This is a genomic window from Chitinophaga sp. RCC_12, assembly GCF_041360695.1.
Classification (GTDB): Bacteria; Bacteroidota; Bacteroidia; order Chitinophagales; family Chitinophagaceae; genus Chitinophaga.
Genome location: NZ_JBFUPS010000007.1, coordinates 179037 through 200334, shown reverse-complemented (window position 1 = coordinate 200334; position 21298 = coordinate 179037). Strand labels below are relative to the sequence as shown.

Annotated in this window: 13 protein-coding genes; 2 read left to right on the top strand and 11 right to left on the bottom strand. The window is 45.9% G+C overall.

Annotated features, from left to right (window positions below):
* Positions 1 to 9: 9 nt before the first annotated feature.
* The 5 genes from AB6805_RS20985 to AB6805_RS20965 all read right to left on the bottom strand — a co-directional run bounded on the left by AB6805_RS20985 (position 10) and on the right by AB6805_RS20965 (position 7789).
* Entirely contained in the window at positions 10 to 414 is a 405-nt protein-coding gene (locus AB6805_RS20985) for a hypothetical protein (protein ID WP_370911394.1), read from the bottom strand.
* A complete protein-coding gene (locus AB6805_RS20980; protein WP_370911393.1) occupies positions 411 to 1280 on the bottom strand; it encodes a DUF1835 domain-containing protein in 870 nt (289 codons plus the stop codon). Before AB6805_RS20980 ends, AB6805_RS20985 begins: the two co-directional genes overlap by 4 nt.
* Before the next feature lie 8 nt (positions 1281 to 1288).
* Positions 1289 to 3196 (bottom strand): DNA topoisomerase IV subunit B, encoded by a 1908-nt coding sequence (locus AB6805_RS20975; protein ID WP_370911392.1) that lies wholly within the window; start codon positions 3194 to 3196, stop codon positions 1289 to 1291.
* Positions 3197 to 3970: 774 nt separating this feature from the next.
* Positions 3971 to 4639 carry a response regulator transcription factor gene (locus AB6805_RS20970; RefSeq protein WP_079468073.1) on the bottom strand — a complete coding sequence of 223 codons (669 nt, stop codon included), beginning with the start codon at positions 4637 to 4639 and terminating at the stop codon, positions 3971 to 3973.
* A 48-nt stretch (positions 4640 to 4687) separates the two neighbouring features.
* Positions 4688 to 7789 carry a triple tyrosine motif-containing protein gene (locus tag AB6805_RS20965; RefSeq protein ID WP_370911391.1) on the bottom strand — a complete coding sequence of 1034 codons (3102 nt, stop codon included), beginning with the start codon at positions 7787 to 7789 and terminating at the stop codon, positions 4688 to 4690.
* A gap of 146 nt (positions 7790 to 7935) precedes the next feature.
* Here AB6805_RS20965 and AB6805_RS20960 point away from each other — a divergent pair, with 146 nt between their 5' ends.
* Entirely contained in the window at positions 7936 to 9039 is a 1104-nt protein-coding gene (locus AB6805_RS20960; RefSeq protein WP_370911390.1) for a WD40/YVTN/BNR-like repeat-containing protein, read from the top strand.
* 254 nt (positions 9040 to 9293) lie between these two features.
* Positions 9294 to 11690 (top strand): glycoside hydrolase family 31 protein, encoded by a 2397-nt coding sequence (locus AB6805_RS20955; RefSeq protein WP_370911389.1) that lies wholly within the window; start codon positions 9294 to 9296, stop codon positions 11688 to 11690.
* A gap of 644 nt (positions 11691 to 12334) precedes the next feature.
* On the opposite strand, the gene AB6805_RS20950 is transcribed toward AB6805_RS20955, so the two are convergent.
* The 6 genes from AB6805_RS20950 to AB6805_RS20925 form a co-directional block, all read right to left on the bottom strand.
* Entirely contained in the window at positions 12335 to 12934 is a 600-nt protein-coding gene (locus tag AB6805_RS20950; protein ID WP_370911388.1) for a toxin-antitoxin system YwqK family antitoxin, read from the bottom strand.
* 342 nt (positions 12935 to 13276) lie between these two features.
* On the bottom strand, positions 13277 to 14188 hold the full coding sequence (locus AB6805_RS20945) for a DUF4382 domain-containing protein (RefSeq protein WP_370911387.1): 912 nt from the start codon (positions 14186 to 14188) through the stop codon (positions 13277 to 13279).
* 614 nt (positions 14189 to 14802) lie between these two features.
* A complete protein-coding gene (glgB, locus tag AB6805_RS20940; RefSeq protein WP_370911386.1) occupies positions 14803 to 16737 on the bottom strand; it encodes a 1,4-alpha-glucan branching protein GlgB in 1935 nt (644 codons plus the stop codon).
* A 147-nt stretch (positions 16738 to 16884) separates the two neighbouring features.
* Entirely contained in the window at positions 16885 to 18684 is a 1800-nt protein-coding gene (locus AB6805_RS20935; RefSeq protein ID WP_370911385.1) for a DEAD/DEAH box helicase, read from the bottom strand.
* Positions 18685 to 18808: 124 nt separating this feature from the next.
* Positions 18809 to 20125: a 30S ribosomal protein S12 methylthiotransferase RimO gene (gene rimO, locus AB6805_RS20930; protein ID WP_370911384.1), complete on the bottom strand. Its 1317-nt coding sequence runs from the start codon at positions 20123 to 20125 to the stop codon at positions 18809 to 18811.
* Positions 20126 to 20341: 216 nt separating this feature from the next.
* Entirely contained in the window at positions 20342 to 21223 is an 882-nt protein-coding gene (locus AB6805_RS20925; protein WP_370911383.1) for a cupin-like domain-containing protein, read from the bottom strand.
* Between the last annotated feature and the right edge of the window lie 75 nt (positions 21224 to 21298).

Genomic DNA, 21298 nt, shown 5'->3' with positions numbered 1-21298 from the left:
ATAATACACTTACGGTTTTACGTTAATCATTTTTTCAAAATCCTCCCGCCAGATACGTACACTGTCTTTTTGTACATCCTCCAGGGAGTTCAGTTCTATAAAGCAACAATCTGTAATGGCCACCAGCTGATGCCATACATTCACAGGTACTTCTACCCTTGCCGGCGCCATTACCTCCGTAGTTACTATTTCATGGCCTCCCAGCGCACACCAGTGAATGGCTGCCTTGCCGGTGAACAGGTACAGTACCTCGGGATTCTTATGGTCGCTTTTACCTTCGTGATAATGCTGCCCGCTGCTGCTGCCCGCATTCCGGTAGCAAACCAGGAAATCACCCGTACGGTTGCAGTTCCAGAAATAACCGCTGCCGCGGTCATCAGCTCCCATCAATTCCAGTGGCGTTACGGTTATCATACAGTAGTTGTTGGATTTTCAGTAGTTTCTCCCGGCTGTTTCACTTCAAAATCACGGATTGTTTTCAGATCGCCCCTGCTTTCCAGTTTGCCTTCGCGGATCAGCTCTTTCAGCCGCCAGCCCAGGAACTGGTCCATCACAGGGTACTTCAGTTTACCGGTTACCTGCTGCACCACCCGCCATGCTTTCACAAACTCTTTTCCACTCTGCGACAGTAACTCCTTGTCGTAAAACAAGGTAGGCTCTCCTTTGATCTTCTTTCCGCCTTCCAGTAAACGGATACCCGCATTCTCATTCATCAGGCGATGCCACTCATCGCCATCCAGCTCGTATTCTGCCAGTGAAATAGGACGCGCCAGCTTCTTTGCCTTCAGGAATTCCTTTGGCAGTATCTGGTGCAGATGGGTAGGATAAAACACCGCTCCCTTTTCATTAAGGAAAGGCAGGTTGTTGAGGTAAATAATATGGATGCGTCCTGCAAAATCATACAGCTGGCTTACCAGCCAGTAGTACCCGCATACATCGCGGGCGTTTTGCCCGGCCCATATCCATACTTCCTGTTCGGGGTCTTCCTTTAATTGCGCTTTCAGGGATTTAAAAAGATCGGCATCATCGGGATCGCCGGTCACTTCTTCCGCCGCCGGTTCTTCGCCGGCTGCCGGAGCTACCGGTTCAATACCCGCCAGCTGCTGCCAGAACTGGCGACGGCCGGCACGGCCCTCTTTGGTGTCCAGGATAAATAATGGTCCAACGGACAAGTCATCTTCAAAACAGCGGATCTCTCCGCTCATTTTCTCATCCATCGCAATCGCCTCTCCCAACACCGGAACCGAAGACTGACCAAAAACAATGTGTATTAAGCCCATATGCCTTTCTATACTGTTTCTTCTACTAAATCCTTTTCATACCGCAGGTTGTTGATGATAAACTCCTGGCGGGTCTGGGTATTTTTACCCATATAGTATTCCAGTAACTTCTGGACATGAATATCTTTCGATAAAATGATCGGCTCAATACGGATATCTTCCCCGATAAAACGGCCAAATTCATCCGGAGAAATTTCTCCCAATCCTTTAAAGCGGGTGATCTCCGGCTTGTTGCCCAGTTTCTTTACTGCCTTCTGTTTCTCCTCTTCATTATAACAGTAAATAGTTTGCTGCTTGTTGCGCACCCGGAACAACGGCGTTTCCAGGATATATACGTGACCATTCTTTACCAGGTCAGGAAAAAATTGCAGGAAGAAAGTTAACAGCAGTAAACGGATATGCATTCCGTCCACATCGGCATCGGTAGCCACCACAATGTTATTATAGCGCAATCCTTCCAGCCCGTCTTCAATATTCAACGCATGCTGCAACAGGTTGAACTCCTCGTTCTCATATACTACCTTTTTGGTAAGACCAAAACTGTTCAGCGGTTTACCACGCAAACTAAATACCGCCTGCGTTTCCACGTTGCGCGATTTGGTGATGGAACCACTGGCAGAATCTCCCTCTGTAATAAAGATGGTGGAATCCAGCCGGCGGGCTTCCTGTTCTGCCTTATCTTTCCCGGTAAGCTCATCATTCAGGTGCAAACGGCAATCGCGCAACTTCTTGTTGTGAAGGTTCGCTTTCTTTGCTCTTTCATTCGCCAATTTCTTGATACCGGCCAGCTCCTTACGCTCACGTTCACTTTGCTCAATACGTTTCTTCAACGCATCTGCAATTGCCGGGTTACGGTGCAGGTAATCATCCAGGTGCTTGGCAAGGAACTCCAGTACAAACGCCTTTACAGACGGCCCGTTTTCAAAAACAACCTGTGACCCCAGCTTGGTTTTCGTTTGCGATTCAAATACCGGCTCCTGTACGCGGATGGATACCGCCGCACAAATAGAAGCCCTGATATCAGTAGCCTCATAATCTTTCTTATAGAAGTCGCGTACCGTTTTTACAAACGCCTCCCGGAAAGCCGCCAGGTGCGTACCACCCTGGGTGGTATGCTGACCATTCACGAAAGAATAATACTCTTCCCCGTATTGGCTTTCATGGGTAATCGCTACTTCAATATCTTCTCCCTTCAGGTGAATGATCGGGTACCGCAGATCTTCTTCATTCGTTTTACGCTGCAGCAAATCCAGCAAACCATTCTTTGAAATGTATTTCTTGCCGTTGAAGCTGATGGTAAGACCCGCATTCAAAAAGCAATAGTTCCAGATCTGGTTCTCCAGGAATTCCGGTATAAAACGGTAGTTTTTAAATACAGTATCGTCCGGTGTAAACGTAACCAGGGTACCATTGGGTTCCGTTGTCGCCGTTTCTTTATGCTCTTTAGTTAAAACCCCTCTCTCAAACTCAGCGGTTTTCATCCGGCCGTCACGGATCGACTGCACTTTGAAATAGCTGGACAAAGCATTCACTGCCTTTGTACCCACCCCGTTCAAACCTACCGATTTCTGAAAAGCTTTACTGTCGTACTTCGCGCCGGTATTAATCTTACTCACTACATCCACCACCTTTCCCAAAGGAATACCCCGGCCAAAATCGCGGATGGTGACATGATGCTCCGTTACCTTGATATCGACCTGTTTACCAAAACCCATGGTATGCTCGTCAATACAGTTATCCGTTACCTCTTTAAGCAGGATGTAAATACCATCATCCATACTCGACCCATCTCCCAGTTTACCGATATACATACCAGGCCGGAGGCGGATATGCTCCCGCCAGTCCAGCGACCGTATGGAGTCTTCCGTATAGGAAGCAAATAGATCTTTGTTATCCGTTTTGTCCGTGTTTGCCATAATATATTATAATTTCCTAAATACTATTGTTTCGTAGGTCGCACCCTATTTTGCAAGGATACTAAATCTTTTAGCAAAATCTGATTGCTGGCAAAAATAAAGGATTCAGGGAATCATCCCAAGTATAAGTTATACACTATGCTTACATTATTTATTACCAATGTATTAAGACTGTTAAATTTTATATTTCCGGGAGATAATGAACAGTTTTGGGGGTTTTCGGGAAGTATCACATGAAAATGGTATAAAAAAAACTAATGTGAATGGATCCTTATATCAGATATTTCTTTATATTTACATAAGTCAACAATTTTGAGATATCCTAACCTATGTCCCTATGAAAATACTATTTCTAATCCTGCTTACTGCAGTTTTTCTGGTAGCGCTTGTAGCTACTTACTTCATTAAAAAAGAAGAGGATAACAGCATCGGAAATAAATTCCTTCGCCTTATCCGGAAATTTGATTCATGGCAAATGATGCGATGATCAATTTTACCTGCTTTACCAACAAATGGCTTTCATACAATATTCACAACTGGTCACATCAGCCTGGCAATAGCCATCAGGGAGTATTATGTCTTAACTATATTACCTATTAACCGTAAATCCCTATCCCATGAAAACCGGTCTGTTATTTAAACTCGCCTGTCTGTTGATTGCTGCTGTAGTATTATCTGTGCACCTGGTGTTCAAACCTAAAGCCGGACACCGGTGAAAAACATTCAGGGATTTTATTGCTTCCACAGGAAACAATAAAATCCCTGAATTACTGATTATCTGTTATAATATTTATTTACGGCATCCGTACGGCTGCGCACGTGCAACTTCTCATAAATATTATGTACATGCCGTCTTACCGTTTCAATACTGATAAATAAGTTGCTGGCAATTTCCTTGTACAAATAGCCTTTCGACAACTGATCCAGGATTTCTTTTTCACGCGTAGTCAATGCTTCAAGTGCCGGATTAGGCTTAGCCTGCTTCTGGAAAAATGCTACCACTCTCCTCGCTATCTGCGAACTCATCGGGGAACCACCATCATACAAATCGCGAATGGCTTCCAGTAATTCACCCGGAGATGTTTTCTTAAGAATATAACCACTCGCACCTGCCTCCAGCGCCATAAAGATTTTATCATCATCTTCATACACCGTCAGCATCATAAACTGCATATCAGGATGCTCGCGCTTTAACTGCGCAATACATTCAATACCATTCATGCCACCCGGCAGGTTAAAATCCATCAACACCACATTAGGCATCAGCTGAGGGATTTGCTCCACGGCAGTTTCCGCATTATTGAATGTCCCTACACAGGCATAACCGTCAGAACCATTAATCAGCAATTCCATAGCCGTGCGGATATCATGATTATCTTCTACTATCGCAATAGTGATAGTGTCCATGTTATCCTGGGACTTCTTTTTTGAGTATACCGTCATGTTTAAAAGGAATTATAACACTTAAATGTTATTAAAAACAAATGTATGTTAATTTAGTGGGATATCGAGAAAAACTATTGTTCCATTATTCGAACTGATATCCGCATTTCCGCCAACCGATATCATCCTTTTCTGGATATTTTTTAACCCGTTTCCAAACAATCTCACCTTCTCCTGGTCAAACCCTTTTCCATTGTCCTTAATCATGATCGTCATGTTTTTATGCATCTTCACTTCCACAATTACCTCTGTTGCCTTCGCATGTTTCACCACATTATGCAACGACTCTTTCACTGCCAGGTAAATATTCCTCCGCGTGCCACCACTCAGCTTAATATTTGGAATGGTTTCCGGAATATAAAACTGGTGCGTAATATGCGCATGCTCCAAAAACTCGGCCGCAAAACTTCTCATATAAGCAATCAGATTGGCCAGCGAATCATTGGAGGAACTCATCGCCCAGATGATCTCACTCATCTTGTCCACCATCTCTCCCGCCGTTTCGGAAATCCGCTCTACTTCCCGCGTCTGCGAAGGGTCCTGGATTTTCCGCTTCGCTACCTCGCTCAGCAAGCGGATAGTAGATAACCCTGAACCAAGATCATCATGCATATCACTGGAAATACGCGCCCGCTCCTGGTCTACCGCCTGCTCTTTCTCCAGCTTCAGTTTCTCATGCCGTATCTTATAATCAAGATATAGCGTAGAGAAATAATAAGCAATTCCCAGCAGTAATAGCAACAGTAAAAACCGGAACCACAGCGACTGCCAGAAAGGAATTTTGATTACAATTTCCAGCGTGGTAGGAACCGTGCTCCAGATATCATCATTATTGGAGGCCCTCAACTTAAAAACATAACTGCCGGGATGCAGGTTGGTGTAACGCGCCATCCTGAAAGTACCGGCCTGCACCCAATCCTCATCTGCTCCTTCCAGCTTATACTGTACTTTGTTCTTTAATGGATTGGTATACTCCAGCGGCACAAATTCTATAGCAATAGTATTCTGATTATACGGTAATTCTATTTTCTTCAGCAATGAAATGGCCGTGTCAGATTCATAAGGCTTGTCCAGCACTTCCATCCGGCGGATGATCACTTTGGCATTGGATAAATTGTCCCGGAAATTCTTCGGGTAAAATCCATTCACCCCACGGATGCCGCCAAAAAATAATTGGCCGTCGATGGACTTATAAAACGCACCGGTGTTGAACTCATTCGACTGCAACCCATCTTCATAATTATAAGTAGTGATTTCACCTGTCAGCGGGTTAATCTGTGATAACCCTTTATTATGGCTCACCCAGATCCTGTCTTTATCATCCAGCAACACACCATACATGTAATCATTGATCAGCTTGGGATTATCATAACTGTTGTAATGCTGCTTAATACGCCCTGTATCATCCAGGATGAATAATCCTTTGTTAGTTGCCACCAGCAACTCTTTATGCGCATTTTTATTGATGGATTTCACAGTAGTGCCAGGAGCAAGGAACACGTTTTTCCAGCGGGAATCAGCCACCCGCTTTATATACAACGCCGATTTCGTACCCACGTACTGGTTACCCAGGTAATCTTCATAAAAAGCGGTTAATACTTCATCCGAAAAATTATGCACTACCGCTACTTCGTATCCTTTCTCGGTATTATCAAACATCAGCAGATAGCCGCCATAATTGAAATACAATTGTCCGTTGGTACGCTTAAACAGGAAAGGAAATGGCGCCAGCTGCGTCGGTAAACCCAATGCAGTTACTTTTCCGGTAAGATCCAGGAAAGACTTGGTTTCTACATTGAACAGGCCGATGTGCATACCAGCAAAGTGCAGCCAGAGCTGCTCTGCATTCTCCCGGCAAATAGCGCCCAGGTCGTTGCCGGGAAATTTTCCGGGATATAATTCATTGGAAATGCGCTCCAGGAATTTTCCACCATCTTCATAAATATTCAACCCATCCCTCATCAGCCCCACGTACAATTTACCATCATCGTGCTTATACACGGCCTGCACCATGTTATGCGTGATATAAGGCGAACGGTAAAGGTTAAATACTTTTTTATGCGGGGAATACTTCTTCAATCCATCGCCATCGGTGCCTACCCACATGTTATCGGCAACATCCCGGTAAAGCCACGACACATCGTTGAACGACCGTGTTTCAAAAGTATTAAAGCTCACAATATGCCGCACAATTTCATTACGCGCAATACTGTATATCAGTACACCATCGCTTCCGCCTATCCATACATTGCCGTACTGATCCAGCTCAGATACCGCGGGAATGAACGGTTCTCCTTTTTCATTCTTCACATCAAAAACCAGGTCGCTGAATTTGTTACGCTGCTTGTTAAAGAGCGTAATATGACCTGCGCTGATGATGATCATAGAGTCTTTATTCAGATTGCGCAGCAACGGTTTATCGCCCACACCGGGCAGGCAATAGGTGGAGATGCGGAGATTTTTGATGTTCAGGGAGAAAAGCTCTCCCTGGTCGCCGTTCATCCAGATGGTATTCCCGTCTTTCATCACTACAGAAGGCAATATCCCTCTTTGTACAAACTGCGGCGGATACAAAATGATGCGGCGCGTGGCGTAAGTAGTATTATCCAGCACATAGATACCTTTCATCGGACGCCATACCCACAGGGTATTGGTGGCCGTATCTTCTCCCAGGATCACAAACTTTACATTATTATCACGCTCTGCGGCATTTACGATAGTAGTGTCTTCCAGCAGCTTACTGAAGTTGTTCTTATATTTATCATACACGCTGATCCCGTTGTTATGGGCCAGCAATAACTGGGAACGGCTGTCTTTATAAAAAGAAAATCCTTTATACCCTTTCAGATCAAAACGGTTAATCACCGCGCGGTTGCCGGTAGATCCGCGGGCTACCAGCTCTCCCCTCCCTTCGCCTGCCTTGTAAAGGGAACTGGGTTTATACCGGTATTCATTAAAGGTATACCCGTCAAAACGGTTGATGCCGTCGCGGGTGGCAATCCACATAAATCCCTGGTCATCCCGGGTGATATCGAATACCGTGCTCTGAGAAAGGCCTTCATTAACGCTATAGCTGTCAAAAATGTATGGTTTGTCCTGCGCATGCAGCATCCCGGAGAAGAGTCCCCATATACAGCATAGGATGAACATTTTTAAGCGATGCGGTTGATGCACTGGAATATTGTTAATGTGTAAGCAGGTTAGGTAATCTGCAAATATATAAATCTGTGTCACACTTTGTAGCAATTTTGTAATTTTCTTCCCGTTAACAGATTGGGAATAAACGAAATACTCTTATGAATACACTCAACACAGCAGCCGGCCTGCCAGGCTTAAATACAGGACAGTGGCCATTTATCACCCGTAAACAAAGGGTGCTCCGCCGCCTGTTGCTGCTGGGATGTTATACTTTAATATTTGCTTTTGCCCCGGCTACCGCCCAGGACACGGCAGCCGGTTACCATATAAACATACTAACGGCTACTCCGGTTCAAAGTATCCGCGGACTGAGCGTGGTAACAGATGAAGTGGTTTGGGCCTCCGGCACCGGCGGCAAGGTTGGTAACAGCACCGATGGTGGTAAACATTGGAAATGGACCACGGTTACCGGCTGCGATAGCTGCGACTGGCGTTCACTGTATGCCTTTGATGCCCGTAAAGCCATTGTATTGAATGCCGGTGCACCGGCGTTGATTTTTTTAACGGAAGATAGCGGCAATTCCTGGAAGCAGGTATTCTACGATAACAGGCCGGGCATTTTCTTTGATGCCATGCAGTTTTTTAATGAACAGGAAGGCATCGCTATCGGCGATCCGATCGACGGAAAATTTACTGTCATACGGACACATAACGGCGGCCGCAGCTGGAAAGCTGATCCCACGCCAGCTTTGCCGGCCGCTGCAGAAGGGGAAGCCATCTTTGCTGCCAGTGGCACCAGCATGGTGCTGTTGCCGGGAAAGAACGTTTACTTTGCCACCGGCGGCCAGGTAGCCCGGCTTTTTAAAAGCGCGGATAACGGAAAAGCCTACACGATTCCGCTGATACAGGGCAGCAGTACCACCGGCGTGTTTTCCATCGCCTTCCGCGATGCGGCCAATGGGATTGCTGTGGGTGGCGACTATAAGCAGGACACCGCACGGAAAGGGAACTGCATGCTCACCACCAACGGCGGGCAAAGCTGGGAAGCGCCCACAGTATCTCCCGGCGGATACCGTTCCTGCGTAGCCTGGATCAGTCCCCGGCTGCTCATCGCTACCGGTACTTCCGGCACGGATATTTCAGAAGATGGCGGTCAGCACTGGAAAAAAATCGGGAAAGGCTTTAATGTGGCAGCCAAAGCAAGAAAAGGAACAACCGTGTATGTGGCCGGAAAAGATATCGGGGTACTGGCAAACCATTGATCAGGGCCACCGCCAATAAAAAGGTGCTCCTGGAAAGGTGCACCCACTAAAATAGGTTAAAGCAAAAAGTAAATTTATTGATATGAAGTTAATAAGTAATTTATTTACTTGTTAGGATTTTTTGCGAAGCTGTCAATTTAGAGGGTAAACGCCCAAAAAGAAGCATCTAACGCAAAAGGACTATCACTACTCTGATTTTTTTATGTAATTTAAGACCTCGGTAACGCATTACCGCGCATCCAGAAAAAGAGATTATGCAAGTTGAAACCTCGTCAAGTAAATACGGCGCCAAACACTATCCCGATGGTATCAGGGATTGGAAAAAAGAAGGAAACTATTTTTGTTTTTATACTACAGAAACAATTCTCGAAGTAAGGGTAATTGCCGACAAGATCCTCCGCTTCAGATATGCTGCGGAAGGCTCTTTTCAACGGGACTTCTCCTACGCCACCAGCGATACGCTGGAAGAATCACCGATCGCTTTTGGTATAAAAGAATGGGAAGAAACTTTTGAGATCTATACAGATGAATTAAAGGTATTTATTGCACGGGATAACCTCCGTATCACCATTTCAGATAAGGAAGGGAGAGTGATCAACCAGGATGAAATGGGTTATCACTGGCAACACTACCTGCTCAAAGGAGGTAAAATCCAGTATTGCAGCAAGTTAGTGCAGGAAGGGGAATGCTTCTACGGACTGGGCGACAAGCCTACTGAACTGAATCTCCGGGGCAAACGCCTGGAAAACTACGGAACAGATGCCTATGGCTATCAGAAAGATACCGACCCGCTGTACCGGAACATTCCTTTCTATTATGGCCTGCACCATGGCATCGGCTACGGCATTTTCTTCGATAATACCTTCCGCACCATCTTTGATTTTGGTAAAGAAAGGGAAGATGCCTGCAGTTTCTGGGCCCGCGGCGGCGAAATGAATTACTATTTTATTTACGGTCCCGACCTGCTGGAAGTGGCCGAATCTTATACAAAAATCACCGGTACCCCCGAACTGCCGCCACTATGGGCGTTAGGATACCACCAGTGCCGCTGGAGCTACTACCCCGATACCCGCGTAAAAGAAATCGCGAAGGAATTCCGGAAACGGAAGATCCCCTGCGATGTTATTTACCTCGATATCGATTATATGGACGGTTTCCGCTGCTTTACCTGGAATAAGGAATGGTTCCCGGATCCCGCAGGGTTGATCAAAGAACTGGCCGCCGAAGGTTTTAAAGTAGTAGTGATCATCGATCCCGGCATTAAGGTAGATGCTGACTACGCCGTATACCAGGAAGGTATTAAAAACAACTACTTCTGCAAACGCGCCGACGGCGCCCTGATGGAAGGAGATGTTTGGCCGGGCAAATGTGTGTTCCCGGACTACACCAACCCAGAAGTACGGGAGTGGTGGAGCAGCCTGTTCAAAAGCCTGGCCGAAACCGGCGTCCGCGGCGTATGGAACGATATGAACGAACCCGCCGTATTTGAAATGGGCTCCTTCCCGGAAGATGTCCGCCACGACTACGACGGCGAAGAGGTGAGTCACCGCAAGGCGCATAACGTATATGGCCACCTGATGAGCAAAGCCACCGCAGCCGGTATGAAAAAATACCTGATGCCCAACCGATCCTTCCTCATTACCCGCTCCTGTTACGCAGGCGCACAACGCTGGTCTTCCGTATGGACCGGCGATAACGTATCCAGCTGGGAACACCTGTGGCTGGCCAGCGTGCAATGCCAGCGTTTAGCCGTTTCCGGTATTTCATTTACCGGCAGCGATATCGGCGGCTTCATCGGTGAACCCGATGGCGAACTGTACACCCGCTGGATTCAGCTGGCTGTTTTCCACCCGCTCATGCGAACCCACTCCGCCAGCAATGAAACAGGCTTTAACCAGGAACCCTGGAGCTTCGGACCGGAATACGAAAAAGTGGTGACTAAGTTTATTACATTAAGATATAAACTGCTCCCCTACCTGTACACTACCTTCTGGCAATACGCCACCCACGGTACGCCCATGCTGCGCCCACTGGCTTTTGTGGCGCAAACAGATCTCGCCACACACAACTGTTCGCACGAGTTTATGTTCGGCGACTCCCTGCTGATCAGCCATGTAAGCGAAAAAGGTATGCAGGAAAAAGCAGTATACCTCCCCGCCGGAAACTGGTATTATTTCTGGAACGATCAGAAATATGCTGGCGCAAAAGAAATTAAGGTAAAAACGCCCCTCGACGAAATACCCCTGTTTGTAAAAGCAGGCGCTGTATTACCGGAATTCCCGGAAATGCAGTACACCCAGCAAACACCGGTTACGGAAATGTTGCTGCACGTTTATTTCGGAGATACAGAAGTAAAAAGCGTGTTGTACGAAGATGCCGGCGATCACTATGGCTATAAAAACGGACAATATAACGTGATCCGCTTCAAGCAACGTTCTACCGCACAACAATTCTATCTTAAAAAACAATTTTATATCAATTACGAAACAACCTATAAAAACCACCGGATCATTGTGCATGGCCTTCCCTTCAAACCCACTACACTGCTGGTAGATGGACAAGCCACCGCCATACGCCCGGAAAACATACTGGCAGATAATACCGTGTCATTTGTTGTACCAAGAAGCTTTGAAGAAATATCAATGAAGTAGTAAGATATCTAAAGTGGTAAGAAAAAAAGAAAGGCACTTCAGATAGAGATCTCGCGCCGGTTTCATAACCTATGCCAACTTTAGAACTATAAAAGTAGATGCTAAATATCATTGTACAAAATGTTCAGCGGCGATAAACGCACAATGAACAAAATGAATAAGTTGTTAACGTTGAATTAAGGGTTCCGGAATCAGAAATGAAAGTAATAGCTTATAGATCTAATCTGAATAAGGATTACAGCTTAAAAAATCAATTTAGCAATGCTTACAAAAATCGTAAAGGCTCAAAGATGATAAATCACCTTTGAGCCTTTCTTACGTTGATGATCATTGTTTATGCTTAATAAAAAATAGACAAAAAGAAAATAGAAGTCAATGCACAAAACACTAAAAAGATAAAAACAGCTCTGAAAAGGATTTCCATCCTGTCAGTAGTATATTCTATTCCGTGTAATTCCTGAGGATTCTCCGCGTGGTTGATAGTAAGGCTTTTCATACAAACAAATTAAAAGGATTCTCAATAAAAAAATTATTGGTGACTTACGGGTTCTATAAGATCACATCCTATTGATGAAATTACATAAAAAAAAGCTAAAACGGACAAATCTTTTTGTTCATTTTAGCTTCCATGCTGTTCATTTTTGTCAGCCCTTCTTTTTGTGCTTGCCGGTATTTTCATGCGGCAACTGCAACGGAGCTTTCTTTACTGCAGGCGCGGCTACCTCGGTACTGTCGCCCAACTCATCAGCACTAACGGTTTCGCCCCGCTTGTAATACTCTTTCACCATCTTCCCGGTTTCTTCATCATATAGCTTCCATACCCCGTTACGAACGGAATTACCCAACCTTACAATCTCTGTCGGTGTTTCGGCATTCGTCACCGGGTCTATGATCATGATCGTATCCCGCTGTCCTTCAATTTCAGTAGCCAGGAAAGCCCCTTCCTCACTAAGCTTCCCGTTAGGAAAATAATACTTGCAGTAACCATCCAGCACATTATTCTTGTAAGTTTCCTCCGCCAGTAAATTACCAATGGCAGAAGTCTTTTTCCAAACGCCTTCCTTCCGGCCATTTTTGTAAACGCCTTCCCAGGTATACCCCGGCTCTCCCCTCACTTCTCCCACTTCCTCCACCCAACGCCCCTGCTTACGGTTTTGCGCATCAAGCTGGTTCACCTTCGCCTGGGCAATCGCCATACTGCAAACACTCAATAATAACAGGTATAAAAACAACAGTTTCTTCATAGATATTACTTTGTCACAAGTTAAATATTTTACGCGCGCGAATTTTGTCTTTCTCGCTGATTATGCTGATTATACTGATTACTTTGATTTTACTTTTTGGATTTTATAAAGGATTTGCGGAAGATGTAAGCGGATGTTGTCTTTCTTGCTGATTACGCTGATTATACTGATTTTAAGGATTTTATTTTTTTAGATTTTATAAATGATTCTAATAAAAATTCGGAGAGACACAAGCGGTTATCTTCGCTTACATCTCCCCGAATCTTTTAAAATCAAAAAGTGATCAAATCAGCGTAATCAGTGTAATCAGTTTAATCCTGAGTAAGACAACCTACGCTGCTGCTATTTATGCAGCTCGATATTCCCGATCCGCGTGTCTTTCCCGCGCGCTACCTTTACGCCGGTAACGGTGGTGTCCTTGTAACCGTTGGAGGCATTTACAAAAACGTTCCAGTCGTCGCCCACTTTCAAACCACGTACCTTATACTCACCGTTTCTCCATGGCAGTGCATATAAAGTATCGCTGCTGCTGTTGTAAATAGAAATCACCGGGTAGGCATCCCACGGGGTTACCTTACCGGAAATACTGCCCATTTTAAGAATGGTGAATACATTGATGTAGGGTTTGAGGATGAATTTTCCGTTCCATGTTCTGATAATAGAGCGTTGTACATCAAAGTCCAGCCACAACTGCAGGTTATCCGCGCTCAGCTCATCCCACTCGTTGTGACGCACTCTCACAATGATCTTCGATTGACCGGAGATCGATTTCACCGGGTAAGTAACACCGTCCTTTACCAGCGAGTTCTGGTCACCAATAGTAATACGGATACGTTCCATTGTTCCTTTCGCCACCACGCCGCCGGCCAGCAGGGTATCAGCTCCGTTTCTTAAAGTTAGCAGGTCATAAACACCAGGGTTAATATCCAATGAATCCCACAACTGGCAGGTATCCCGCCCACTGTTCCGGTCGTGGTCACGGTCCTCATCCCACCAGCAACGGTCCCGGTCGGACCAGTTGTCGTCATCCGTTTTACCGCAGGTATCCACCAGTACTTCTACGCTGCGGATATCCAGTAATACTTTGTCGAAGTAACCCGGATCATCTGATAAATAAAGACTTACCTTTTGTTTATTGTCCGGAATAGGCGTGGTGGAAGCGGAGTTATCCTTTTTACAGGCTCCCGCTAATGTAACAGCAGCCAACACTGCCATCACCAAACCATGCCCCGGTTTGCGGAGAAAGTTTTTCATAAAAAGAACGGTTTTATGTAACTAAATAAAAATATGGACGAATTGATCTGGTTGAAACACTGATACCACATAAAACGTACCACCATCACCGCTTATTGCAACAGGGATCAGATTGCTAATAGACGATGGAAATAAGAGAAGGTTTAATTTGGGGCGGATTTTGTCTTACTCAGGATTACGCTGATTATACTGATTTAGTGGGATTTGATCACGTTGGATTTTTAAGGATTTGCGGAGATGTAAGCGGATGTTGTCTTACTCAGGATTAAACGGATTATACTGATTAAGGGGATTTGATCACGTTGGATTTTTAAGGATTTGGGGAGATGTAAGCGTAGGTTGTCTTACTCAGGATTAAAGGGATTATATTGATTTAGCGGATTTGATCACGTTGGATTAAAAAGATTTTGGGAAGATAAAGCAGGTATATCCGCTTACATCTCCCCAAATCCTTTATAAATCCAAAAAATAAAATCAAAGTAATCAATATAATCAGCGTAATCAGTGAGAAAGACAAAATCCGCTCACATCTCCCCAAATCCTTAAAAATCCAACGTGATCAAATCCCCTTAATCAGTATAATCAGCGTAATCCTGAGTAAGACAACCTCCGCGCTATCGCAGCTTCAATATAGTCGCACCCAAGGGAGGCAACCGCAAAGAAATCGTATAGTCCCTGCCGTTATACGTCTGCTTAACGGTGCGGATAACACCAGTGTTCACCACACCACTGCCGTAATACTTCGGGGCATCGCTGTTCATTACTTCTTCCCACTCTCCCGCTACTGGAAGGCCTACAAGGTAGTTTTCCCGGACTACCGGCGTCATGTTCAATACCACCAGCAAAATATCGCCGGCTGCTTTTCCTTTCCGCACATAGGCCAGCACACAGTTATCATAATCGTTTACCGTGATCCATTCAAATCCTGCGGCATCAAACTGCTGCTCATATAAAGCGGTGGAAGCGGCGTAAAATTCGTTGATATCTTTTACAAAAGCCTTTAAACCCTGATGAGTAGGATGTTTCATCAGGTGCCAGTCGAGTTCTCCGCGGTAGTTCCACTCGGATGTTTGCCCGAATTCATCACCCATAAACAGCAACTTGGTGCCGGGATGGGTATACATATAACTATATAGCAACCGGAGATTGGCAAATTGCTGCCAGTCGTCACCAGGCATTTTATACAGCATGGGCGACTTCCCGTGTACCACTTCATCATGACTCAGCGGCAGCATAAAGTTCTCTCCGAACGCATACACCAGGCTGAAGGTCAGATCGTTCTGGTACCACTTCCGGTGGATAGGATCCTTTTTAAAATAATCGATCGTATCATTCATCCACCCCATCATCCATTTCATACCAAAGCCCAGCCCACCCATAAAAGTAGGTCTGGATACGCCATAGTGGGAGGTAGAATCTTCCGCAATGGTTTGCACATCGGGGAACAGGGCATATATCGTTTCGTTCAGTTTCTTCAGAAAACTGATGGCTTCCAGGTTCTCATGACCACCCACTTCATTCGGTTCCCATGCGCCTCTCTCCCTGGAATAATCCAGGTGAATCATCGATGCTACTGCATCTACACGGATGGCATCTACATGGAACCGGTCGAACCAGAAAACGGCATTACTCAGTAAAAACGATCGCACCTCGTTCCGTGCATAGTTGAATATATAACTGTTCCAGTCCGGGTGATAACCCTTACGCATATCCGCATATTCATACACGTGCGATCCGTCGAAGCGGAACAGTCCATGCGCATCATATGGGAAATGTGAGGGCACCCAGTCGAGTATCACACCAATACCAGCCAGGTGGAAGGCTTCCACCATCTCCATAAAATCCTGTGGCGTGCCATACCTGGAAGTAGGTGCAAAGTACCCGGTGATCTGGTAACCCCAGGAACCATCAAAAGGATGCTCCATAATGGGCATTAATTCCACATGGGTAAACCCCATTTCCTTTACATAGGGCACCAGCATATCGGCTATTTCCTGGTAGGAATATACGCGCTCCGGATCAGAAGGATCGGGGCGGCGCCAGGAACCGAGGTGTACCTCGTATACGGCAAAAGGACTGTCGAGTGCATTGTTTTTCCGGCGATGATCCATCCACTTCTTATCATCCCATTCATAATCAAGCGGGTATACCACCGACGCCGTTTTAGGACGTACCTCCCAGTGATTGGCGTATGGATCTCCCTTGATCAGCTCTTCCCCGCTGTTGGAACGGATAAAGTATTTATAAAGGGAGCCAGGCTTTACACCGGGTGCAAAACCTTCCCAGATGCCGGAGCTGTCCCACCGGGGGTAAAGCGTATGGGTGTAATGATCCCATCCGTTAAAATCCCCCATTACCGCTACAAATGCCGCGTCCGGTGCCCAAACGGCAAAGTACGTTCCATGGGCGCCTTCCACCTCCATCGCATGGGCGCCAAACTTTTCGTATAGCCGGTAATGTGAGCCTGCCTGGAAAAGCGTTATATCACTGGAAGAAAAAAGAGTAAATGGTTCTACGTACTGTAAAGCGCGATTTGTATCTCCGGTCATAATAACGTGTGAATTGGGTGTCTTGATTAACAAGATAGTTTAAATTTGGGAAAATGACCTATACAATGAAACAGATATTTACATAAAAAGAAAAAGGTGCCCGATGGACACCTTTTCTCTTTTTATATTGCTATTCCGTTTTGCGGATTAGTATTTTTTCTTGTACGGAGGTTTGCCACCGCTGCCGAAAGACTCACGTCTGTCGCCACCGCTGCGGCTACCGCCCGTGCGGCTTCCACCTTCTGCACTCCAGCTTCTTTTACGCGGACCATCTTCACGACGCGGACCACGATCGCCTGCGCCAGCACCGGTGCGGGGACGTCTGTCGCCATCCTGGGACATTTCTATCCTCACGCTGCGGCCGTTATATTCCACTTTCTTGAAAGCTTCGGTTACTTTAGGCAGTTCTTCGTTCTCTACTTCAAAGAAGGAGTAAACACCCTTCAGATCGATACGGCCGATTTTATTGCCACGCAGACCGGTATTGTCGCACAGGTAACGGAGCATATCGCCGCGGTTGAAATCATCTACTGAACCCAGGTTGATGAATAAACGGGTGAATTTGCCATCGCTTCTGCGCGGACCTCTGTCATCTCCCAGTGTACCGGCACGTCTGTCGTCTTTTGCATTCAGATCAGGCGCATCCTGGTAATATTCAAGGAACTGGTTGAATTCGAGGGAAGCAAAACGTTTGATCAGGTCTTCCTTGCTCATGGAGGCAAACTCTTCGTTGATGCGTTCCATGTATGGTTCAATCTGCTCTTCGTTTACTACTACGTTATGTACTTTATGCACCAGGCCAAACAGCTGTTTTTCACATACTGCGAAACCATCCGGTACTTCAGACTTTACAAATTTCTTCTGGATCACACGTTCAATCTGGCGGATCTTTCCGGTATCACGGCTGCTGATGATAGCAATAGAGATACCTGATTTACCAGCACGGCCGGTACGGCCACTTCTGTGTGTGTAGTTTTCCACGTCATCCGGTAAATCGTAGTTGATTACGTGTGTTACGTTATCCACGTCGATACCACGGGCAGCCACATCTGTAGCTACTAATACCTGCAGTGCTCTTTCGCGGAAGCGTTTCATCACCTTATCACGCTGCTGCTGGGTTAAGTCGCCATGCAGGGCATCTGCATTGTAACCGTCCTTGATCAGCGATTCTGCAATTTCCTGGGATTCAATTTTGGTACGGGTAAAAACGATACCAAAAATTTCAGGGTTGAAATCCACGATACGTTTGAGGGCCGCATATTTTTCACGCGGGCGCACTACGTAGTATTCGTGTTCTATATTAACGTTACCGCTGTTTTTGTTACCTACAGTCAGTTCAAACGGATCCTCCATGTATTTCTTGGCGATACGGCGAACTTCCGTTGGCATAGTAGCCGAAAACAACCAGGTAGTTTTACCTTCAGGGGTGTTAGACAGGATGCTGTTGATGTCTTCCTGGAATCCCATGTTCAGCATTTCATCTGCTTCATCCAGGATCGCATAACGCACATTGTCGAAATTAACCGCACCACGGTCAATGATATCCAGTAAACGGCCGGGAGTAGCCACTACAATGTGTACTCCTCTTTTCAGTTCACGCAGCTGCTGAACAATGCTGGAACCACCATATACCGCTACGATGCTCACATCGCCAAGGTATTTGCTGAAGTTTTTCAGATCATTGGTGATCTGTAAACAGAGTTCACGCGTAGGGCATAAGATCAGTCCCTGTGGTTTATTTATTTTCAGATCCAGTTGCTGCAGCAATGGCAGGCCAAATGCAGCAGTTTTACCGGTGCCCGTCTGGGCAAGACCTACGAAATCGCGGTCACCTCCTAACAATACTGGTATTGCCTGTTCCTGGATGGGAGTTGGGGAAACGAAGCCCAGGTCCGTAATTCCCTTTAAGATAGGCTCTTGTAAGCCCAGTGATTCAAATGTAGTCATATTTGCATTAATCAAGCTCCGTCGGGAGCTGTGTATATAGCCTCCAGCAGTGCGCTGTCAGCTGTTAAAAATAATTATTTCAGCTTCCAGCGGTTAGCTATCGGCTGTTGGTCACCTGCAGTGATTAGCTGTTGGTTACCAGTTCTCCTTCGAGGTCGTAATCAAACGCCTTGGTGATACGTACTTCTACAAAGTCGCCCGGTTTCAGGCGTTTGGTAGTGTCAATGATCACTTCGTTGTCTACTTCCACCGAATCAAACTCGGTACGGGCAAGGTATCTGCCTGCCTCTTTTTTATCTACTATTACTTTAAAGATCTTCCCTACTTTTTCCTGGTTTTTTTCCAGGGAGATTTCCTGCTGTACTTCCATTATTTCCTGCGCCCTGCTCTCCTTTTCTTCTGCCGGAATATTATCTTCCAGTTCATAGGCGCTGGTCCCTTCTTCATGACTGTAGGTAAACACCCCTACACGGTCAAAACGCATTCTCTCCAGGAAACCTTTCAGTTCTTCCACGTCCGCTTCCGTTTCACCGGGGAAACCGGCAATCAGGGTAGTACGTAAACAGATACCCGGTACTTTGGCCCTGATGTCTTGCACCAGCTGCTCAATTTCCTCCCTGGTAATCTGACGCTTCATGGCCTTCAACATGGCATTAGAAGCATGTTGCAGCGGCATGTCAATATACTTGCAGATATTCGGGAACTCGTTCATCACATCCAGGATCTCCATCGGGAATTTGGTGGGATAAGCATAATGGAGACGAATCCATTGCAGTCCTTCCACTCCGGCCAACGCACGCATCAGGTCTCCCAAACGGCGTTGCTTATACAGGTCCAAACCATAATAGGTAAGCTCCTGCGCAATGAGCATGATTTCCTTTACACCGGATTTCACCAGTTTCTGTGCTTCGGTTACCAACTCCTCAATAGGTTTGGAAACATGGCCACCCCGCATCAGCGGAATAGCACAAAAAGAACAGGTACGGTTACAACCTTCTGCTATTTTCAGGTAAGCATAATGAGACGGGGTACTCAGTAATCTTTCTCCAATCAGTTCTGCTTTATAATCTGCATCAAATTTTTTCAGCAGCAATGGCAATTCCATGGTTCCGAACCAGGCATCCACCCCGCCGATCTCTGATTCCAGGTCACCCCTGTAGCGTTCACTCAAACAACCCGTTACGTATACTTTATCCAGTTTACCACGTTGTTTCAGCTCTACCTGCTCCAGGATGGTGTTAATCGATTCTTCTTTGGCCTTGTCAATAAATCCGCAGGTGTTCACCACCACAATGTTATGATCGCGTTTTGCACTTTCATGCACCACATCGATTTCATTAGCCACGAGCTGACCGCTCAGTACTTCTGAATCCACCATGTTCTTGGAACAACCAAGCGTAATAATATTAACCTTGTCTTTCTTTAAAGTTTTTGTCTTCAAGCGCGAATGTTTTAAACAAGCGGTCAATCATTTGTTGAGCCGCTACCGCCACGAAGACACACAGACACTGATTGAATGTAACAGCAGACTTACTGTATGTGACTTGAGTCTTAGTGGGGGTTAAGGAAGGTGCAAAGGTAGTAAAAAGAATTGATAATTGGAAATTAATGCTAAGTAACTGTTGATTAGCTACTTAGCATACCATCGGAACCCAGGTCAGCTCAGCGTCTCCATGGCCTTGTCGGCACGCTCGCGGGCCTTCTGCCGCTTATAATGGTACCACCACTTGGGGGCCATCTTGATCATCAGGTTATTCATTCCCCGCAGGCCCACCAGGTGATAAAGCCCGTTTAGCTTATTGACGAAAGAAGGATCCAGCGCCCGTAGACTCATGGCGAAACCGCCATCCAGGTACTCCATATGATGCCAGTAGCCCGCCGGCATAAACATCGTGTCCCCGTGGTTCAGGATAGTCGTATATCCCCGCGCATGTTTCAGCGCCGGAAACTGGTCCTGGTCCAGCTGTTCATGCCAGTTGACGAAGTTCGCCGCGCTCTCTACGGTAAAAGGCATCCGGTAAATAAGCGGCGACTGATTATTCTCCAGCAACAATACCCGCTTACGGCCAATAAACTGGGTATGGAAAATGTGTGAAAGGTCGATGTCGTAATGCATATGCGCCACCGAACCGGCGCCGCCCACAAATAACATCGGGTATTTCTTCAGAAACCCGGAGGCAAATTCATCCGGGAAAGTAAAATCTTCCACCAGCTGGGGAGCATGCTGAAAAATGTTAAACAGGAAAATCCGGAGCGCTACCGGTCCCTGTTGTATCATATCGAGGTAGGCCCCGAAAGTAATGTAATCATCTGCTCCGTTGACAAGCGTATTTTCGTTGGCGCGCTCATTATTATATACCCCAACCGTCTTGTCTCCGACTATCGATTTGAAATAATCCCATGTCCACTTGTTGTAGGCCGGCCAGTGCTGGCTAAGCGCCGCCGCCGGTATAATTACAGGTTTACGTGGCTGGTAATAGTTCTTCTTGAATTCCGCTGGTGTAATATCTTCAACTCGATCTATGTGCTGTACTATCATACTTACGAATTGTTAAAAAGGGTACAAAAAGGGAACAAGTATTCAAATTTAATAAATGCAGTGCTATTTATAATT